The organism is Nonomuraea jiangxiensis (assembly GCF_900099965.1).
Taxonomy (GTDB): Bacteria; Actinomycetota; Actinomycetes; order Streptosporangiales; family Streptosporangiaceae; genus Nonomuraea; species Nonomuraea jiangxiensis.
Map to the genome: position 1 here is coordinate 159,415 of NZ_FNDJ01000017.1, position 18,400 is coordinate 177,814.

The following is an 18,400-nucleotide window of genomic DNA, read 5'->3' on the forward strand; positions in this document are numbered from 1 at the left end:
GTGAGTGTCGCGCTCGGAACAACCCGCCCGCTACCGGTTCGCACCACCCCCGTCGGCGACCCCGGTGACCTGCTGGCAGCCCTGCCCAGGACGGCCCCCTACGCCTGGATCAGAAACGGCGAGGGACTCGTCGGCTGGGGCGAGGCCGCCAGGGTGGACGTTCCCCCGGGTCCCGGCAGGTTCGGCTGGGCCAGGGAGTGGCTGGCCACCGTCTTCGGCGAGTCCCACGTGGACGACGCCGTCCGCGTCCCCGGCTCCGGCCCGGTCGCCTTCGGCAGCTTCACCTTCGACGCCGACGCCCACGGCTCGGTGCTGGTGGTGCCGCAGGCCGTGCTCGCCCGCCGCGGCGGCCACGCCTGGCTCACCACGATCGGCGACCTGCCGCTGGAGACGTTCTCCCCCGTTCGCGACCCGGGCCGCATCAGCTACGGCGACGGCAGCCTGAGCGCGCCCGCGTGGGAGCACGTGGTGGCCCGCGCCGCGCGGCGCATCCGCGACGGCGAGCTGGAGAAGGTGGTGCTCGCCCGTGACCTGGTCGCCACCGCGGAGCGGCCCATCGACGTGCGGCTGCTGCTCACCCGGCTGGCCCGGCGCTACCCCGAGTGCTACACGTTCTCGGTGGCGGGCCTGGTCGGCGCCACGCCGGAGCTGCTGATCCGGCGCACGGGCCAGGAGATCGAGTCGCTCGTGCTGGCCGGCACGACCCCGCGCGGCACGGGCGCGGCCGACGACCTCGCGCGGGGGGCCGCGCTGCTCGCCTCTCCGAAGGACCGCTACGAGCACGAGTGCGCGATCGCCTCCGTACGCCAGACGCTCGCCCCGCTCTGCTCCTCGCTGGAGACGCCGGACGAGCCCGAGCTGCTGATGCTGCCCAACGTGCAGCACCTGGCCAGCCACGTCACCGGGCGGCTGGCCGACGGGGCGTCGGTGCTCGACGTGGTGGCGGCCATGCATCCGACGGCGGCCGTCGGCGGCACCCCGACCCACACCGCGATCGAGGTGATCCGCGAGCTGGAGGGCATGGATCGGGCCGGTTACGCCGGTCCCGTGGGGTGGATCGACGCCCATGGGGACGGCGAGTGGGGCATCGCGCTGCGCTCCGGCCTCGTGCAGGGGCGCAGGGCGCGGCTGTTCGCGGGCGGCGGCATCATGGGCGACTCAGACCCGGCCGCCGAGCTGGCCGAGGCCCAGGCCAAGTTCCGCGTCATGCAGTACGCGCTGGAGGGCTGAGCTCCGCCTCGTCGCGGGGCCCTCACTCCGGGACGTGGATGGCCTCGCCCGCGCTCACCCGGGCGCGACCGGCCGTCAGCGTGGCCACCCAGTCGGTGAACGCGGCCACCTCCTCCTCGGCCACCGCGACCTGGAAGGCGACGTCGCTCGCGTACGTCACGTCGCGCACCGCGTACCGGGAGGCGCGCAGGTCGTTCTCCACCCGGCCGGCCTGGTCGTGCGCGACCGCGACGCCGACGAGCCGGGCCGGCACCATGCGCACCGGCTCGGCCCGGTCCAGGGTCTCGGTCACCGCTGAGCCGTAGGCCCGCACCAGGCCGCCCGCGCCCAGCAGGGTGCCGCCGAAATAGCGGGTCACCACCGCCACCACGTCGCTGAACCCCCGCCCGACCAGGGCCTGCACCATCGGCGTGCCCGCGGTGCCGCCGGGCTCGCCGTCGTCGTCGCCCTTCTGGACGCGCTCCCCGATGACGTAGGCGGTGCAGTTGTGGCTGGCGGCCGGATGCAGGCGGCGGCGCTCGCCGATGAAGGACTGCGCCTCCTCGACCGTGCGCGCGGGCGCCAGAGCGCAGATGAAGCGCGAACGCCGCGCCTCGGTCTCGTGCTCGATACTGGCGGTGAGAGTGAGGAACGGCGCGGACACATTCGACAGGGTATGCCCTTGCCGACCCCGTTACGGGAGCTACCATCTCGTCATTCCATAAGGGACGACGGGAGGGCCTCATGGACACCCCCAACGCTGTCATGCCCTTTGTCAGCGCGGCCATCAGCGCCTACGGCACTGGCGTGCTGGCCAAGACCGCGGAGCTGGCCGCCGACACCCCCGACGCCCGCGGGGCGCGCATCCTGCAGCGGGTGTTCGGCCGCGGTGACGCTTACTCCCGGCAGGTGATCGAACGGGTGGCGCTCGCCAAACCGGATGACGAACCCAGCCACACGGCGCTCAAGTTGGCGATCATGGAGGCGTTCGAGGCCGATCCGATCCTGTCCCAGGAGATCGCCGCGATGCTCCCGCGGGCCGCGGCGACCGCCGGCGTTGATCGCTGGACGGCGCCGGAGGGCGACATCATGCACTGAGCGCCCTGTGCGCCCTGTGCGAACGGCACATGCGCGCCGGGCCTCGGACGGCATACGGTGCTCCGCATGAGGTATCGCGTCGCCATGGACATCGGCGGCACCTTCACCGACGTCGTCTGCTACGACGAATGGACCGGGGCCGTCAGCGCCTCGAAAGCGCCCACCACTCCGGGAGACCTCGCGGAGGGCGTGTTCGCCGCGCTGGGCCGGGTCGTGGCCGACCCCGCCGACATCTCGTTCTTCGTACACGGCACCACGCAAGGGCTCAACGCGCTGCTCCAGCGCAAGGGCGCCCGCGTGCTGCTGCTGGCGGGCGAGGGCGGCCGGGACATCCACCAGATCGCCAGGGGCAATCGGGACCGCATGTTCGACCTGCGCTATCGCAAGCCGCCACCACTGGTCCCGCGCCAGGACGTGATGGAGGCCGGCGGACGGCTGGACTACCGGGGGCGGGAGCTCACGCCGCTGGACGAGGAGTCGGTACGGCGGGCGGCGCGGCGAGCACGGGAGGAGGGCTTCGATGCGGTTGCGGTGTGCCTGCTGTTCTCTTACGTCAATCCGGCGCACGAGATCGGCGCGGGCGACATCCTGCGGGCCGAACTGGGCGACGACGTGCTGGTGGTGCTCTCGCACGAGGTGGCCAGGGAGTGGCGCGAATACGAGCGGACGTCGTCGGCGGTGCTGGAGGCGTACACGGGGCCTGTCGTGCGCCGCTACCTGGGCCGGATCGAGCGGCGCTTCGCGGAGCGGGGCCTGGCGGTGCCGGTGCACGTGATGCAGTCGTCGGGCGGGCTGGTGAACGCCTCCTACGCGAGGCGCCGGCCGCTGCAGACTCTGCTGTCCGGGCCGGTGGGCGGCACGATGGGCGGGGTGGCGGTCAGCCGCCTGCTGGCCGAGGGCCGCCACGCCATCTGTGTCGACATGGGAGGCACGTCGTTCGACGTGTCGCTCGTGGTGGACGGGCGGCCGGACGTCAGCGCGGAGGCGCGCATCGAGGGTTACCCGGTGCTCATGCCCGTCGTCAACCTGCACACGATCGGCGCGGGCGGCGGCTCCATCGCCTACACGGAGGCGGGCGCGCTGCGGGTCGGGCCGGAGTCGGCGGGCGCCGAGCCGGGGCCCGCCTGTTACGGCCGGGGCGGCACCCGGGCCACGGTCACCGACGCGAACGTGGTGCTCGGGCGGGTGGATCCGGCGTGGTTCGCGGGCGGGCTGATGACGCTGGACGCGGAGGCGGCGGGCGTGGCCGTGGCGACCCTGGCCGAGGAGCTGCACTACGATCCGCTGCGGCTCGCCGAGGGCATCTGCGACGTGGCGAACGCCAAGATGGCGCAGGCCATCCGCACGCTCACCGTGGAGCACGGGGTGGAGCCTCGGGAGTTCGCGCTGGTGGCGTTCGGCGGCGCGGGGCCCATGCACGCCGCGTTCATCGCCCGTGAGCTGGGGATCTCCGAGGTGGTGGTGCCGCGGTTCCCGGGGGCGTTCTCGGCGTGGGGGATGCTGGAGGCGGACGTGCGGCGGGATCTGACGCATCCGTACTTCCGGCCGCAGGACGTGCTCGACCATGCGGACATGTCCGAAAATCTTGTGACTTTGGAGCGGGCGGCGCTCGACGCGCTCCACTCCCAGGGCGTCCCGGAGGATCGGCGCCGCGTGGAGCACGCCGTGGACATGCGGTACGAGGGCCAGGACTACACGCTCACCATCCCGCTGCGCGACGCTTATGAGCCCGCCGAGCCCGGCTTCGTCGCGGAGATCGCGGCCCGCTACGCCGCCGCGCACACCAGCCGCTATGGGCACGCGACACCCGAGGCCCCGGTGGAGTTCGTCATGCTGCGCAGCACCGGGTTCGGCTCGTTCCCGCGCACCGGCGCCGCTCCCCCGGCCCTCGCCGAGAGCCCGGCGGGGCACGTACGCGACGTCATCTTCGACGGCGTCGTGCACAGCACTCCCGTGCTGCGCCGCGCCGGCCTCGGCGGCGAGCTGGCCGGGCCCGCGATCGTGGTCGAGGAGACCGCGACCACGGTCATCCCGCCCGGCTGCCTGGCCACCGTCGACCACAACGGCTTCCTCATCGTCAAGGTGAACACGTGATCGATCCCGTCACGACCGAGATCATCCGCTGCGCGCTGCTGCAGGCCGCGGAGGACATGAACACCACGCTCATCCGCAGCTCCTACACCCCCGTCATCTACGAGGCCAAGGACTGCGCGGTCGCGCTGCTCGACCGCGACCACAACGTGCTCGGGCAGTCCTCCGGGCTGCCCATCTTCCTGGGCAACCTGGAGGTGTGCACCCGCGAGACCGAGCGGATGTACGGCCCGCAGGTCTGGCAGGAGGGCGACGTGTGGGCCCTGAACGACTCCTACATCGGCGGCACCCACCTCAACGACGTCACCGTCTACGGCCCGATCTTCGTGGCCGGGGAACTGGCCGGGTTCGCGGCGTCGCGGGCGCACTGGCTGGACGTCGGCTCCAAGGACCCCGGCGGCTCGATGGACTCCACCTCGATCTTCCAGGAGGGCCTGCGGATGGGCCCGGTGAAGCTGTACGCGGGCGGCGCGCCCTGTGTCGACCTGCACGAGGTGATCGCCCGTAACGTCCGCTTCCCGCACGCCACCCTCGGCGACATGCGGGCCCAGGTGAGCTGCGCCATGACCGGGCAGCGGCGGCTGAAGGAGATCGTCACCCGATGGGGCCAGGACACCGTGCTGGCGGCCCGCGACCAGATCTTCGAGCAGACCGAGCGCCTGGAACGGGCGGCCATCGCGGCCATCCCCGACGGCGTCTACGAGGCGTCGGGGTTCCTCGACAACGACGGCATCTCCCTGGACGCGCCGCTGCCGGTCAACGTGACGATCGCGGTGTCGGGCGAGTCGATGCACGTGGACCTGACCGACTGCGCCGACCAGACGCTCGGGCCGGTCAACTGCGGCGCGGCGCAGGCCGTGGCGGCCGTCCGGGTCGGCTACAAGCTGCTGGTCTCCGGCGACGTGCCGCTCAACGGGGGCTCGTTCCGCCCGCTGACGGTGGAGACGCGGCCCGGCTCGATGCTGGCCGCCGAGTCGCCGGCCGCCTGCCAGTACTACTACTCCCACCTCGGGCTGCTCATCGACCTGGTGGTCAAGGCCCTGGCGCCGGCGCTGCCGGGCAGGTCGGCGGCGGCCTCGTACGGGGACTCGATGATCGTGCAGTTCACCGGCACGGACCCGCGTTCCGGCAAGCTGTACGTCTCCCAGGAGGCCACGGTCGGCGGCTGGGGCGCCTGGGACGGCGGCGACGGCGAGTCCTGCCTGATCAACAACGTCAACGGCGCCCTGCGCGACATGCCGATCGAGGTGCTGGAGACGCTGTTCCCGGTGCGCGTGCGCCGCTACGAGATCCGCCCGGACACCGGCGGGGCGGGCCGGTGGCGGGGCGGCAACGGCGTGGTCCGGGAGTACGAGTTCTGCGGCGACGCCGCCCTGTCGCTGTGGTTCGAGCGTTCGGTCACCCCGGCGTGGGGCCTGGCGGGCGGAGCGGCCGGCGCCCCGCCGCGCGTCACCCTCAACCCGGGGACGGCCCGCGAGCGCGAGACGCTCAAGGCCAACGCGCTGCCGGTCAAGGCGGGTGACGTGCTGCGCTGCGAGTCGGGCGGGGGAGGCGGCTACGGCCCGCCGCACCGCCGCTCCCCCGCGGCCGTGGCCGCCGACCTGGCCCAGGGCATGGTCACCCGCTGACCTCCCGGCTTCCCGCCGCACCAGCCCGTCCCCCTGGCGCTGGTACGGCGGGACTCCCCCGACCACGACCCTTCTTGCGCCAGTCCGGTCGGCGCCGGCCGGCCAGCCCACGCCCGTCAGCGCAGGCCGGTCAGCGCATGCCGGTCAGTGCAGGCCCGTCAGCGCAGGCCCATCAGTGCAGGCCGGTCAGCGCATGCCGGTCAGCGCAGCACCACGTGGCAGGCGAGTTGCAGGGCCAGGCGGGTGGCGGTGTCGTCCAGGTCGAACCCGGCCGACTTGATGCGCTCCAGGCGGGTGGTGACCGTGTTGCGGTGCACGCCCAGGCGCTCGGCCGCCTTCAGCGCCCCGCCCTCTTCCAGGACCGCGGCCAGGGTCCCCAGCAGCGTGCCGTCCTTGTCGATCTCCAGCAGCGGCCGCAGCACGACCTCGGCGGGGGCGCGCAGCACGCCTGCCGGAAGCGCGCCGAGCAGCTCGGCCGGGCCCATGCGGTCGGCGCGCGCCACCGTCCCCGGTCCCGCCACGAACGCCGCCGCCTCCGCGCCCAGCAACGACTCCCCCACCGCGGGCAGCCCCTCCACCGGCGCTCCCACGCCGCCCGCGCACGGCCACGGCATCGTCTGCAGGCAACGTTCCACCCGTGCGGCCAGCCTGCCGGGATCCAGCGCGGCCCAGCCCGCCCACCCGGCGCTCCTGGGCAGCACCGGAACCTGTCCGACAGCGGCCGTGATCAGCGCCTGAGCAAGCGGCGCGTCCCCGACGGGACCCACCGGACGGATGTGATAGCCGGTCATGGTCCCCTGCACGGGCCAGCCCAGCGCGACGGCCTCCACACGAACGCCACCTTGGCGATCCGCGTCCATACCCCCCACGGAATCCACGCCCACACCATCCGCGTCCACGCCGCCACCACCGTCGTCCAGCCCCACGACACCCACGTCCGCGCCCGCGATGGACGCACCTCCTATGGACGTGCTTTTCATGGACGCGCCTCCCGTGGACACGCCTCCCGTGGAGACACCTCCCGTAGCGACACCTCTCGTGGACGTGCCCCCCGTGAAGACACCTCCTGTAGAGGCACCTCCCGTAGAGGCACCCCCGCGTTCGCCCGCGCTCGGCCCCGTCACGACCTCCGCGGATCCGGCCTCCACGGATCCGCCCACCCTAGGCCCGCCCACCCCAGGTCCGGCCACCCCAGATCCGGCCGCTTCGAGGTCGGCCGGTCCCGTGGCCTGGCCGGTCGCCGCGGCTCCCGGCTCGCTCTCCTCGGCGGCGGCCTCGTTGAGGAGGCGTTCGGCGAGGGACGACTGCAGGGCGAAGTCGCGGGCGACGCGCAGGCGTTCCTGGGCGGCCCAGGCGGTCAGCGGGGCGACCGCCAGCCCCAGCACGGTACGCACTACCGCCGGCCACCCCGGCGACCGCGACGAGCCGCCGGCCACCAGCGTGCCCAGCACCGCCCCCTCCTGGTCCAGCACCTCCACCTCGGCCGCCCACCGCCCGGCGGTCGTGAAGTCCCCCGCCGGCCCGCCGACGCTCTGCCGGCCCGCCAGGTAACGCCCGTACCGGTCCAGAAGGGTCACCGACGTGCCGGGCAGCTCGGCGTTCAGGACGCCCAGCACGCGCCGGGCCGAGGCACCGGCGTCCGCGAGCCGGGTGGCGCAGCGGGCGACGAGCTGCGTACGGGCGGCCTCGGGACGCGAGGCGGCTGAGGCGACCCGGACCGCGAGGATCAGCGGATCCTCGTCCACGAACAGCAGCGTGACGCCGAGCCGGTCCGCCAGCACCTCGCCCGAGCCCTCGCTCAGCCCGCTCGACGGCGCGATCACGCACGCCGCCGCCTGCTCCCAGGCCCGGCGCATCGCCATCTCGACCGCCCAGCCGCCGCTGGCCGCCGCTCCGATCAGCACCACCGCCGTGTGCGGCGCCACCGCCGCGAACACCGACAGCCGGTCCACGATCCGCACCTGGTGCACCGGCCTCTCCCCGGTGCCGTACATCCGGGCCCCGGCCAGCGGCCCGGCATTGACCAGCTCGGCCACCGTGACCGGCGCCGCCCACCCCGACCCCCGCACCGGATTCACGACGCGACCCCGATCATCCGCGCCCCGCTCACCATGCAGGGCCCGATCACTCGCGGCCCGCTCACCGTGCAGGGCCCGATCATCCGCAGCGTGGTCACCGTGCGGGCCCCGATCATCCGCACTCCCATCACGACGCAACCCCTTCCGCTCGGGTCCGGGCGCGGGCGACCCCTCACAGCGGGATCCCGAACGCGCGCAGCCCGCCCAGCGCCAGCCCTCGCTCCGTGTGCCACACCGGCGCGGCCTTCAACACCATGACCTCCACCTTCAGGCCGGGCTCCGCCTTGTCCACGTCCACCACCATCCCGTCGGTCATCGAGATCAGGCAGATCTGGTCCGGCGCCATCGCCACCGCCGCCCCGTCCGCCAGCGCCAGCACGATCTCGTTGTGCGCCTCCAGCCGTACCAGCCGCCGCAGCCCCTCCGTCTCCTGGAGCACGATGCTCGACGGCGAGGACGGCAGCGCCAGCTCGGACCCGAGGCGCGTGCTGCCCTCCACCGCCTGGATCCGCCCCCGGCACAGAGTCCGCACCCCATACGGCGCCGCCACCGACCGGGGCGCGCCCGGCACACCGGCCCGCAGCAGCAGGCTCACCGTGCCGGGCACCAGCACCCGGGCCAGGTCGCCGGCCGTCATCGGATAGCACGCCGCCACCGCCCACCCGCCGACCGAGAGCACCACCGGACGCAGCAGCTCCTCCACCCGGTCGGGCGCCGTCTCCATCACGATCAGCTCCCCCGAGGCCCCCGCCAGCGCCAGCGGGGTCGGGCTCATCCCGCCCAGCGCGTACGTCGTCTGCTCCACCAGCGGGAACACCCGCCCGGACCCGTCACCGTCGATCATCGGCAGCCCCAGCTCGGCCGCCGCGATGAACGGGATCAGCGCGTTCTCCGCCGCCAGGTTCAGCGCGGTCACCGCCCCGGCCCGCTCGCCCAGCCTGCGCTCCAGGGCGCGCACCGCCCGCGCCGGCTCCTCCCCGCCCGGCAACTGCTCCCCCAGCGCCGTCGTGGACCCCATCAGGCTGATCGCCACGCACAGCGTGCCGGGCAGCAGCTCCTCAGGTGCCACGAGCGTGACGCCCGCCCCGACCACGGCCCCCGCCCAGTCCCTGGACAGGTTGTACGACGACTCAGCCGCCCCGGACGCGAACAGCCGCGACCCCTCCCCGAGCCAGCCGAGCTCCTCACCGCCGATGAGCAGGCTCATGCCGTCGCCCCCTCCGCCATCACCCGGATCCGGTAGAGCCCGTGCGGCAGGTACGACAGCGGGTTCACCGTGGTCTCCGCCACCCTGGCCGACCCGGGCGCCGCGCCCGCGCTGACCACCCGGGTGAGCACCTCGTCCCGGACGCCCTGCAGTTCCCGGTCCAGCTCGGCCCGCCCGCGCGCCTGCACGATCCGCTCCACCTGCGCCTCCGGCCGCCCCAGCGCCGCCCCGTAGGCCGCCGTCACCTCGTCCGGCACCACCGGGCGGACCGGCAGCGCCGCCCGTCCCCTGGCCAGGCTCGCGGTCCGGCCCAGGTAGCAGGCGTACGGATAGCGCCGGAAATAGTGCGCCGACACCAGCCCGCGCTCGGAGCGAGCGAAGTACACCGGCACCCCGGGCAGCTCCCTGGCCGCCTCGTCGGCGATCCGCCCCGCCTCCGGCCCGAGCGCCGCGTTGCGGATGGTCTCCGCCTCCCGCTCACGCAGCCCCGGATGCCCGAACTCGTACGACAGCGTGATCCGCGCCCCCGGCACCTCCGCCGCGATGACGGCCGCGACCTGCAACTCGTGGTCAGCCAGCATGGGCGACCCGGTCGCGGTCACCGCGAAGTCCATCAGCCCGCACGAGCCGGCGAAGCGCCGCACCGCCTCGGTGTCCAGCGGCGCGAGCGGCCGCCCCGTCAGGCTGTGGCCGCCCCGCACGATCGTGGCCACCCCGGCCTGGTCGGGCCGACACACCAGCGGCCGCAGCGCCTCGGGGCACGGCCCGCCCACCCGGATGGCCGCGACCGGGGCGGTGGGCGCGTCGTCCAGGTCCAGCGCCACGCAGGCCCGCGTCGCCGTACGGGCCACCGCGCGGCCCACCGGCCAGTCGAGAGCGCCGTCCCTGAGCGCCACCACGACCGGCGGGTGGCGTCCGAGGGCGACGCCGAGGATCACGCCGGCCCGCACCCTTCGGCCTCCGGCGGAGGGAGCGCGCGTGGCGCCGCCGGCGCCCGGGGGATCGGGCCCGGTGCGATCCCGGCCCTGGCCTCGTCGGTCCCGGGCGACCCCCCCGGGCCGCCCGGGACGTATGCAAGCGGGGGCCGCTCCCCCGCCTCGATGACAAACGCGGCGAGGGCGACGGGGCGCCGGCGGGTGAACGGCATCCGGTCGTACGCCGCGCCCGTGGGAAGGGCCGGACAGGCGGTCACGGACGTCCCCCGTTACGGGACGCGCGGTGTCGCCGCACCATACGGCGACCTCCCTTCCGCGCCCCTCCGCGCCCGTGCCCGTGCCGTGCCCGATGGACGTGCCCGATGCCCGAGCCCGATGCCCGAACCCGATGCCCGAGCCCGTGCCTGATGCCCGCGCCCTGGTGCCTGGTGCCTGCCTGGTGCCCGGGCTTGATGGCCGAGCCACTGCCTGTGCCTGTGGCGATGCCCGCGCCCGCGTTCCGTGTCTGTGCGGAGCCTGTGCCCGCGCGGGCAGTCGCGCTCGTCCGAAGGCCCCGTGCCTTCGGACGAGCGGACTTCACGGTAATAACGGTCCTGGAGGGGTCTCCAGCCAGAGCGCCTTTACTTTGTAGATCAAGAGCATTCCCCCGGCTCTTGAGAGCACTGTGGGGTTTTTGCCCCATACACCCGGCTAACCGACCACCTGGATCGTCAAATTACGGCCAAGCTCATTCCCGTTCCAGTTCATGAGCCAGCGCTTCCAGCTCCGCCCCGCCCGCCATGAGCGCGGTCAGCTCCTCGGTGGTGATGTCGGCCTTGCCGTACTCGCCGAGGCTCGTGCCCCGGTTGAGCAGCAGGAACCGGTCGCCCACCGGGTAGGCGTGATGCGGGTTGTGGGTGATGAACACCACGCCGAGCCCCCGGTCGCGGGCCCGGGCGATGTAGCGGAGCACCACCCCGGCCTGCTTGACGCCGAGCGCCGAGGTCGGCTCGTCGAGGATGAGGACCCGCGCGCCGAAATAGACCGCCCTGGCGATGGCCACCGACTGCCGCTCGCCGCCGGACAGCGTGCCGACCGGCTGGTCCACGTCGCGGATGTCGATGCCCATCGCCCGCAACTCCTCGCGGGCCACCTTCCTGGCCCTGGCCACGTCGAAGGCCAGGCCCTTGCGGGGCTCCGAGCCGAGGAAGAAGTTGCGCCACACCGACATGAGGGGGATCATCGCCAGGTCCTGGTAGACGGTGGCGATGCCGCGGTCGAGCGCGTCGCGCGGGCCGGCGAAGCGCACCTCCTTCCCGTCCACCAGCAACTCCCCCGTGTCGTGCTGGTGCACCCCGGCCAGGATCTTGATGAGCGTGGACTTGCCCGCGCCGTTGTCGCCGAGCACGCAGGTGACCCGGCCGGCCTCCACGCCCATCGACACCTCGCGCAGCGCCAGCACCGAGCCGAAGCTCTTGCCGATGCCGCGAGTCTCGAGAATCAATGCTTCACCTCCTCGGCGTACCGCCTGACCAGGCGGTTGGCCAGGGTCGCCAGCAGCAGCATCGCGCCCAGGAAGAACATGAACCAGTCGGCGTCCCAGCCCAGGAACACGATGCCCTTGTCGGCCATGCCGAAGATCACCGCGCCGAGGGCGGCTCCGATGGCGGAGCCGTACCCGCCGGTGAGCAGGCAGCCGCCGATCACGGCCGCGATGATGTAGATGAACTCCTGCCCGATGCCGATGTTGGCCTGTACGGACGTGTAGCGCAGCGCCAGGATCGAGCCCACCAGCCAGGCGGCGAACGCCGTCGTCATGAACAGCGCGATCTTCGTACGGGCAGCGGGCACGCCCACCGCGCGGGCCGCCTGCTCGTTGCCGCCCACCGCGAAGATCCAGTTGCCGGCCCTGGAGCGCATGAGCACCCAGGTCGCCACGGCCGTCACCAGGATCCACCACAGGATCGCCACCCGGAACGACGTCCCGCCGATCTGGATCGTGCCCGCGAGGAGCGCGTTCGCGCCCTCGAACCCGGACGCCCGGCGCAGGCCGCTGACCTGCACGGTGCCGGTGATGGCCTTGGTGACGCCGAGGTTGACGCCCTGCAGCATGAGGAACGTGCCGAGGGTGACGATGAAGCTGGGCAGCCTGGTCCTGGTCACGATCAGGCCGTTGGCGTACCCGACGCCGAGTGCCACGACGAGCCCGACGAGCATCGCCAGCCAGACGTTGAACCCGTAGCGGGTGGCCAGGGTGACGAGGATCAGCCCGCTGGTGCCGGTCAGCACGCCCGCCGACAGATCGAACTCCCCGCCGATCATCAGCAGTGCGACCGCGACCGCCATGATGCCGAGCGTGGCCGCCGGGTCGAGCCAGTTGGCGATGCCGTCCGGCGAGCGGAACACCGGCGACTGCACGGCGAAGAAGGCGAACACCACGACCAGCCCGACCACCGCGCCCAGCTCCGGCCGGATCAGCAGGCGGCGGGCCGGCCCGACGGGGGCGACCCGCTCGTCGGCCGCCAGGGTCATCGCGTGCCCGCCTCGGCGAGCTTGGCCACCTGCTCGGCGTTGTCCTTGGTGACGAAGCCGGGCCCGGTGTTGACCGGCAACCCGCCGCCGACGGTGTTGAGGTTGTTCTTGTACAGGTTGAGGAAGGTGATCGGCAGGTAGCCCTGCAGGTACTGCTGCTGGTCCACGGCGAACAGGATCTCCCCGTCCTGGATCGCGGTCACCACGTCGGCCGACAGGTCGAAGGTGGCCAGCTTGGCCTGCGAGCCCGCGTCCTTGATCGCGTCCCTGGCGGCCACGGCGACCGCCGGGTTGAGCGCCAGCACGCCGTTGACCTGCTGGTCGGACTGGAGCTTGGCGGTGACCTTGGAGGTCACGTCGGCCAGGTTGCTGATGTCCACCTGCAGCCGCTCGACCGTGCCGCCCAGCGTCTCCTCGGCGCCCTTGCAGCGCTGGTCGAGGCCGACGTTGCCGGCCTCGTGGATGACGCACAGCAGCTTGGTGACGCCGGCGGTCTTGAGCTGCTCGCCCGCGCCGCGCCCGGCCACGTCCTCCGACTGGCCGACGTGCGTGATGGCCCCGAACGCCTTCGAGGAGTCGGCGCCGGAGTTGATCGTCACCACCGGAATCTTCGCGGCGACGGCCTTGCCGACGGCCTCCTTCAGCGCGTCGGGGTTGGCCATGGAGACCACGATGCCGTCCACCTTCTGGGAGACGGCCTGGTCGATGAGCTGCGACTGCTTGGCGGGGTCGCCGTCACCCTGGTACGTGACGGTCACGCCGTACTGTTTGCCCGCGGCCTCGGCGCCGTTCTTGACCACGTCCCAGAAGGAGTCACCGGGGGCTCCGTGGGTGATGACGGCGAAACTGGCTCCGCTCGCGGCGGAAGCGGAGCCGGCCGCCGAGGTCTGTGTGCTCTGTCCTCCCGAGGAGGAGCAGCCGGTCATCATCAGCGCGCCGAGCAGGGCCAGCACGATCGGGGTACGTCTCACAGGACACCTCCAGGACCAACGGGCTAGCCCTGGTTGTACCTCAACGTCAACTCTTTGTATAGACATGCGGACCAATGCCCTGCCCCGACCGGGCTGACCAGGGCAGGGACCGCCCGGTCAGGAGCCGGAGGCGAGGCGGTGGGCGAGCTCCACGGTGCGGCGGGCCCTGGCGACCACGGGGGCGTCCACGAACCGGCCGTCGGGCAGCGCGACCGCGCCGGCCCCTGCCCGCTCCGCCGCTTCGGCGGCCACGACGATCTCGGCGGCCCTGGCCGCCTCCTCCTCCGTCGGGCGGAACGCCCGCCTGATCACGGGGATCTGGCGGGGGTGAATCGCGGTCCTGCCGAACAGGCCGAGCGCCCGCCCCGCCCGGCAGGAGGCCAGCAGCCCCTCCTCGTCCTTGACGTTGGGGTGCACGGACATGGGCACCGGCGGCAGGCCCGCCGCGGCGGCGGCCAGCACGACCTGGACCCGGAGCTGGTTCATCGCGCCCTCGTCGGTGATCGCCAGCTCGGCGGCCAGGTCCTGCTCGCCGAGCGCGACCCCGGCGACGTGCGGGTGCGCGGCGATCTCGCGTGCGGCGAGGATCCCGGCCGCCGACTCCAGCAGCGCGTACGCGGGCGCCCCGCGAACGGCGTCGAGCGTCTCCGGCGACTCGACCTTGGGCACCCGTACGCCGTCGGCCAGGTCGCCGACCGCCTCGAGGTCGGCCCGCCCGCGCCCGCCGGCCAGGTCGTTGATCCGCACGTGCACCGTGCCACCGGCGGGGCGCTCGCGCAGGTAGGCGACGGCGTTGGCGCGGGCCTCGTCCTTGCGCGCGGGCACGACCGCGTCCTCCAGGTCGATGATGACCACGTCCGCCCCGGAGGCCGCCGCCTTGGCGAAGCGCTCGGGCCGGTCGCCGGGCACGTACAGCCAGGTCACGGGGAGGTTCATCCGATCACCCCGGCCTCGCGCAGCTCGGCGATCCGCTCGCCGGTGTAGTCGAGCTCGCCGAGCACCTCGTCAGTGTCCCGGCCGAGCGGCCGGCCCGGCCAGCGGATCTCGCCCGGGGTGTCCGACATGCGGAACAGCACGTTCTGCATGGTGACCGAGCCCAGCTCCGCGTCCGGCACCTCCACGAACGTGTCCAGCGCCGCGTACTGCGGGTCTGTGGCCAGGTCGGAGACGTCGTAGATGGGCGCGACCGCGGCCTGCGCCTCCTCGAAGCGGGCGACGACCTCCGCGGCGTCCCGCTCGGCGATCCACCCGGCGACCGCCTCGTCCAGCTCGTCCACGTGCTCGACCCGGCCCGCCCCGCTGCCGAACCACGGCTGCTCGACCAGGTCCGGCCGCCCGACCAGGGTGACCACCCGCTCGGCGATCGCCTGGGCGCTGGTGGAGATCGCCAGCCAGCGGCCGTCCCGGGTGCGGTAGGCGTTGCGCGGCGCGTTGCTGCTCGACCGGTTCCCGGTGCGCCGCGGCACCACCCCGAGCGCCTTGTACGCGCTCATCTGCGGCCCGAGCAGGCCCAGGATGGGCTCGATGATCGCCACGTCGATGACCTGCCCGCGGCCCGTCCGCTCGCGGGCGTGCAGCGCCACCATGATCGCGTACGACAGGGCCAGGCCCGCGATGCCGTCGGCGAGGGCCAGCGGCGGCAGCGTGGGCGGCCCGTCCGGCTCCCCGGTCATGGCCGCGAACCCGCTCATGGCCTCGGCCAGCGTGCCGAACCCCGGCCGCCCGGCCATCGGCCCGAACTGTCCGAACCCGGTCATCCGCGCCACGATCAGCCGCGGGTTGCGCGCCATCAGGTCGGCCGGGTCCAGGTTCCAGCGTTCCAGGGTGCCGGGACGGAAGTTCTCGATCAGCACGTCGGAACGGTCGGCCAGGCGGCGCAGGATCTCCTGGCCCTCCTCGCGCGACAGGTCCACGGCCGCGGCGCGCTTGTTGCGCGAGAGCGTCTTCCACCACAGCCCCACCCCGTCCACGGCGGCCCCGTGGCCGCGCGAGGGGTCGCCGCGCCGCGGGTGTTCGATCTTGATCACGTCGGCGCCGAAGTCGCCCAGCATCATCGCGGCGGAGGGGCCGGCGAACAATGTGGCCGCGTCGATGACCCGCAGGTCGGCGAGGCTCGTCATGGGTATGTAACTTATAAGAAATATGTGATAGGTCAAGACTCAGCCTGATCAACCACGAGATTGCGGGACACTTAGCGACATGTCCACCAGCGGACCGCGGCCGCCCATGAGCAAGGCCGAATACGTCTACAGCGTGCTCCTCGACGAGATCCGCACCTCGCGCATCCCCGGCGGCACGGCGCTGCGGGCCGGGGAGGTGGCCAGGCGGCTCGGGGTGTCGGTCACGCCCGTGCGCGAGGCGCTGCGCAGGCTGGAGAAGGACCGGCTGATCAGTTACGAGGCGCACCACGGCGCGACGGTGGTGGACCTGGGCGAGGAGGCGGTGGCTGAGTACTACGGGCTGCGCGCGGTCGTCGAGGGCCTGGGCGCGCGGCTGGCGGCGGCCCGGATCACCGCCGCCGACCTGGCCTGGCTGCGCGAGCTGCACGCCGCGATGGCCGACGACGCCGCGCGGGGCCGCCACGACCGGCTGGGCGAGCAGAGCAGGCGCTTCCACCTGCGCATCGTGGACATCGGCGGGCCCGCGTTCCTGGGCGGGCACGCCAGGTCGGTACGCGACAACTTCCCGGTGCCCGCCGAGGCGTCGTTGTGGCTGGACGGGGCCCAGGTCGAGATCCAGCTCAAGGCGCACGAGGGCATCCTGGCCGCGCTCGAGTCGGGCGACGCCGACACCGCCGAGCGCATCATGATCGACCACATCCGGCAGGCCGGCGCCTACCGCGCCCGCCACTGACCCATCCCGCCGACCGCCCCGCCAACCGCCGACGACCCCGCCGGCCGGTACCGGCCCGCATGTGCCCGCCACCGGCCGCGCCCGGTCACCCCACCCGGGCGACGCCGCACAGCCAGGCCGTGCGCTCGGGCGGCAGGTCCACCCCGATCCCGTCCGGCCGCCACCGCGGCGCCCACACCAGCCCCGGCTCGACCAGCTCCGTCCCCTCGAACAGGGCCAGCACCTGATCCCGGGTCCGGAAGTGCAGGTCCAACCCCAGGGCCCGGCACATGACCACGGCGGCCGCCCGGGTGCGCCGGTCGTAGGCGTCCAGGCTGAGCGCCGTCAGCCACAGGCGGCTGCCCGCGGCCATGACCCGCCGCAGCCGCGCCACCCAGGAGGCGTCCGCGACCGGGATCTCGTGCACCGCCAGCACACCCACCGCCACGGGCTCGGCCCAGTCCACGAACGTGCGCACGATCGGGTCGTCCAGCACGTCCGCCGGGCGCCGCAGGTCGCAGGGCACGATCCTGACCCGGTCGCCGGCCTTCCCGGTGGTGGCGTGGGCGTGGGCCAGCATGTACGGATCCTGCTCGGCGTAGACGACCCTGGCCGCCGGGGCCACCGCGTGGATGGTCTCGTGGGCCTGGCCGGTGCTCGGCAGGCCGGTGCCGTACAGCACGAACTGGGCCAGGCCGCGCCCGGCCAGGTGCCGCACCACCCGGTGCACGTGCTGGTGGTGGGCGACGAGCGAGGCGGCGGCGTCGGCACGGAGGCGCCCGGTCAGGTGCCGCATCGCCGCGCGGTCGGCGCTGAAGTTCTGCTTGCCGCCCTGCGCGGCGTCGTACATGCGGGCGGTGCTGACGCCCCCGAGGGACGCGACCGGGCTGTCGCTCTCCGGCACCTGGTTACCTCCGTCCCGATCGACCCGGTTCATCCTGTCAGCCGGGGCGGGCCGCCAGAAGCCCTCAGCCCGGAAGCAGCGCGCGGATGCCGTCCAGCACGCCGGGGGTGGCGTCCACGGCGAACGACGTCAGCGACAGTCGCGCGAACGCCTGCTGGTGGTCCTCGACCCGCCGCCGGTCCTCGACCACCATGGGCGCGTGCAGCAGGTGCAGCACCAGCACGTCGGGCCGGGCCGGATCGGCGAAGCGCAGCAGCGTGAACGGCGGCCCCTGGTAGAGGTGGCCGGTTTCGGCGCCCGGCCGGGCGATCTGCACGGCGATGTGCGGCTGCTTGGCGGCCAGCGCGAGCGCGTCGAGCTGGGCCAGCCGGTCGTCCGGGCGGGCCAGCGGCGGGTCGAGCAGCGCCTGCCGGTCGAGCACCGCCCACAGGTGCGGCCCCTCGTGCCGATCGAGCCCCTCCTGCCGGCGCGCCACCAGCTCGACACCGCGCTCCACCTGCTCAAACGGGGTGCCGGGCGGGAGCGCGGAGCGGACGGCCGCCTCGGCGTAGGCCGGGGTCTGCAGCAGCGGGGGCACGGTACGCGGGCCGTAGGTGTAGATCACCTGCGCCCGGCTCTCCAGCTCCAGGAACTCCGACAGCCGGAGCGGCACCCCCGGCGCGTCGTACCACCCGGGCACCCGCTCCTCCCGCAGCAGCGACAGCAGCCGGGGCACGTGCTCGCCCTCGCCGTAGAGGTCCAGCAGGATCCGCACCGTCGACTCGCGCGGCGCCACGAGGCCGTGCTCGATGCGGAAGATCGTGGACGTGTTGAGCCCCGCCGCCTGCGCGGCCGACGCCATCGAAAGCCCGCACTCGGCGCGCAACGCCGCGAGCCGGACCGCCACCACACTCAATTGCATACGTATGTCACAACGCTCGACGATAACGGCGATGA

At 73.5% G+C, this 18,400-nt stretch carries 16 protein-coding genes; 5 read left to right on the forward strand and 11 right to left on the reverse strand.

Annotation, left to right across the window (positions count from 1 at the left end; all coding sequences use genetic code 11):
* Entirely contained in the window at nucleotides 1–1,230 is a 1,230-nt protein-coding gene (locus tag BLS95_RS33730; protein ID WP_090940834.1) for an isochorismate synthase, read from the forward strand.
* A gap of 22 nt (nucleotides 1,231–1,252) precedes the next feature.
* On the opposite strand, the gene BLS95_RS33735 is transcribed toward BLS95_RS33730, so the two are convergent.
* A complete protein-coding gene (locus BLS95_RS33735; RefSeq protein WP_090940837.1) occupies nucleotides 1,253–1,873 on the reverse strand; it encodes a YigZ family protein in 621 nt (206 codons plus the stop codon).
* 80 nt (nucleotides 1,874–1,953) lie between these two features.
* Between BLS95_RS33735 and BLS95_RS33740 the strand changes: the two genes are divergently transcribed.
* The 3 genes from BLS95_RS33740 to BLS95_RS33750 all read left to right on the forward strand — a co-directional run bounded on the left by BLS95_RS33740 (nucleotide 1,954) and on the right by BLS95_RS33750 (nucleotide 6,026).
* Nucleotides 1,954–2,307 carry a hypothetical protein gene (locus tag BLS95_RS33740; protein WP_090940840.1) on the forward strand — a complete coding sequence of 118 codons (354 nt, stop codon included), beginning with the start codon at nucleotides 1,954–1,956 and terminating at the stop codon, nucleotides 2,305–2,307.
* Between the two features lie 66 nt (nucleotides 2,308–2,373).
* Complete coding sequence (locus BLS95_RS33745; RefSeq protein WP_090940843.1) at nucleotides 2,374–4,401, forward strand: hydantoinase/oxoprolinase family protein; 2,028 nt, start codon at nucleotides 2,374–2,376, stop codon at nucleotides 4,399–4,401.
* Nucleotides 4,398–6,026 carry a hydantoinase B/oxoprolinase family protein gene (locus tag BLS95_RS33750; RefSeq protein WP_090940846.1) on the forward strand — a complete coding sequence of 543 codons (1,629 nt, stop codon included), beginning with the start codon at nucleotides 4,398–4,400 and terminating at the stop codon, nucleotides 6,024–6,026. The genes BLS95_RS33745 and BLS95_RS33750 overlap by 4 nt, the downstream gene beginning before the upstream one ends.
* A 200-nt stretch (nucleotides 6,027–6,226) precedes the next feature.
* On the opposite strand, the gene BLS95_RS33755 is transcribed toward BLS95_RS33750, so the two are convergent.
* From BLS95_RS33755 to BLS95_RS33795, 8 genes are all read right to left on the reverse strand, one after another.
* Nucleotides 6,227–8,104 (reverse strand): PucR family transcriptional regulator, encoded by a 1,878-nt coding sequence (locus tag BLS95_RS33755; RefSeq protein WP_090940848.1) that lies wholly within the window; start codon nucleotides 8,102–8,104, stop codon nucleotides 6,227–6,229.
* Nucleotides 8,105–8,276: 172 nt separating this feature from the next.
* Nucleotides 8,277–9,311 (reverse strand): DUF917 domain-containing protein, encoded by a 1,035-nt coding sequence (locus BLS95_RS33760; protein WP_090940851.1) that lies wholly within the window; start codon nucleotides 9,309–9,311, stop codon nucleotides 8,277–8,279.
* Nucleotides 9,308–10,249 (reverse strand): hypothetical protein, encoded by a 942-nt coding sequence (locus tag BLS95_RS33765; RefSeq protein ID WP_143043968.1) that lies wholly within the window; start codon nucleotides 10,247–10,249, stop codon nucleotides 9,308–9,310. The genes BLS95_RS33760 and BLS95_RS33765 overlap by 4 nt, the downstream gene beginning before the upstream one ends.
* A 724-nt stretch (nucleotides 10,250–10,973) precedes the next feature.
* Entirely contained in the window at nucleotides 10,974–11,729 is a 756-nt protein-coding gene (locus BLS95_RS33775; RefSeq protein ID WP_090940860.1) for an ATP-binding cassette domain-containing protein, read from the reverse strand.
* Nucleotides 11,726–12,757, reverse strand: a complete 1,032-nt coding sequence (locus tag BLS95_RS33780; RefSeq protein WP_090940863.1) for an ABC transporter permease — start codon at nucleotides 12,755–12,757, stop codon at nucleotides 11,726–11,728. The genes BLS95_RS33775 and BLS95_RS33780 overlap by 4 nt, the downstream gene beginning before the upstream one ends.
* Entirely contained in the window at nucleotides 12,754–13,728 is a 975-nt protein-coding gene (locus tag BLS95_RS33785; RefSeq protein ID WP_218136109.1) for a sugar ABC transporter substrate-binding protein, read from the reverse strand. The genes BLS95_RS33780 and BLS95_RS33785 overlap by 4 nt, the downstream gene beginning before the upstream one ends.
* 117 nt (nucleotides 13,729–13,845) lie before the next feature.
* Nucleotides 13,846–14,664: an HpcH/HpaI aldolase/citrate lyase family protein gene (locus tag BLS95_RS33790; protein WP_090940871.1), complete on the reverse strand. Its 819-nt coding sequence runs from the start codon at nucleotides 14,662–14,664 to the stop codon at nucleotides 13,846–13,848.
* Nucleotides 14,661–15,848 carry a CaiB/BaiF CoA transferase family protein gene (locus BLS95_RS33795; protein WP_090940874.1) on the reverse strand — a complete coding sequence of 396 codons (1,188 nt, stop codon included), beginning with the start codon at nucleotides 15,846–15,848 and terminating at the stop codon, nucleotides 14,661–14,663. Before BLS95_RS33795 ends, BLS95_RS33790 begins: the two co-directional genes overlap by 4 nt.
* A 79-nt stretch (nucleotides 15,849–15,927) precedes the next feature.
* Between BLS95_RS33795 and BLS95_RS33800 the strand changes: the two genes are divergently transcribed.
* Complete coding sequence (locus BLS95_RS33800) at nucleotides 15,928–16,581, forward strand: GntR family transcriptional regulator (RefSeq protein ID WP_245765449.1); 654 nt, start codon at nucleotides 15,928–15,930, stop codon at nucleotides 16,579–16,581.
* Between the two features lie 85 nt (nucleotides 16,582–16,666).
* On the opposite strand, the gene BLS95_RS33805 is transcribed toward BLS95_RS33800, so the two are convergent.
* Nucleotides 16,667–17,497, reverse strand: coding sequence for an SAM-dependent methyltransferase (locus BLS95_RS33805; protein ID WP_090940877.1), 831 nt, complete (start codon nucleotides 17,495–17,497; stop codon nucleotides 16,667–16,669).
* Nucleotides 17,498–17,528: 31 nt separating this feature from the next.
* Nucleotides 17,529–18,365 carry a Scr1 family TA system antitoxin-like transcriptional regulator gene (locus BLS95_RS33810; RefSeq protein WP_090940880.1) on the reverse strand — a complete coding sequence of 279 codons (837 nt, stop codon included), beginning with the start codon at nucleotides 18,363–18,365 and terminating at the stop codon, nucleotides 17,529–17,531.
* Nucleotides 18,366–18,400 lie beyond the last annotated feature (35 nt).

What these genes read in the sequence shown, in the direction of transcription:
- BLS95_RS33805 (WP_090940877.1), bottom strand. Translation starts at nt 17,497, where the DNA reads ATGAACCGGGTCGATCGGGACGGAGGTAACCAGGTGCCGGAGAGCGAC.
- BLS95_RS33760 (WP_090940851.1), bottom strand. Translation starts at nt 9,311, where the DNA reads ATGAGCCTGCTCATCGGCGGTGAGGAGCTCGGCTGGCTCGGGGAGGGG.
- BLS95_RS33780 (WP_090940863.1), bottom strand. Translation starts at nt 12,757, where the DNA reads ATGACCCTGGCGGCCGACGAGCGGGTCGCCCCCGTCGGGCCGGCCCGC.
- BLS95_RS33790 (WP_090940871.1), bottom strand. Translation starts at nt 14,664, where the DNA reads ATGAACCTCCCCGTGACCTGGCTGTACGTGCCCGGCGACCGGCCCGAG.
- BLS95_RS33795 (WP_090940874.1), bottom strand. Translation starts at nt 15,848, where the DNA reads ATGACGAGCCTCGCCGACCTGCGGGTCATCGACGCGGCCACATTGTTC.
- BLS95_RS33745 (WP_090940843.1), top strand. Translation starts at nt 2,374, where the DNA reads ATGAGGTATCGCGTCGCCATGGACATCGGCGGCACCTTCACCGACGTC.
- BLS95_RS33740 (WP_090940840.1), top strand. Translation starts at nt 1,954, where the DNA reads ATGGACACCCCCAACGCTGTCATGCCCTTTGTCAGCGCGGCCATCAGC.
- BLS95_RS33810 (WP_090940880.1), bottom strand. Translation starts at nt 18,365, where the DNA reads ATGCAATTGAGTGTGGTGGCGGTCCGGCTCGCGGCGTTGCGCGCCGAG.
- BLS95_RS33800 (WP_245765449.1), top strand. Translation starts at nt 15,928, where the DNA reads ATGTCCACCAGCGGACCGCGGCCGCCCATGAGCAAGGCCGAATACGTC.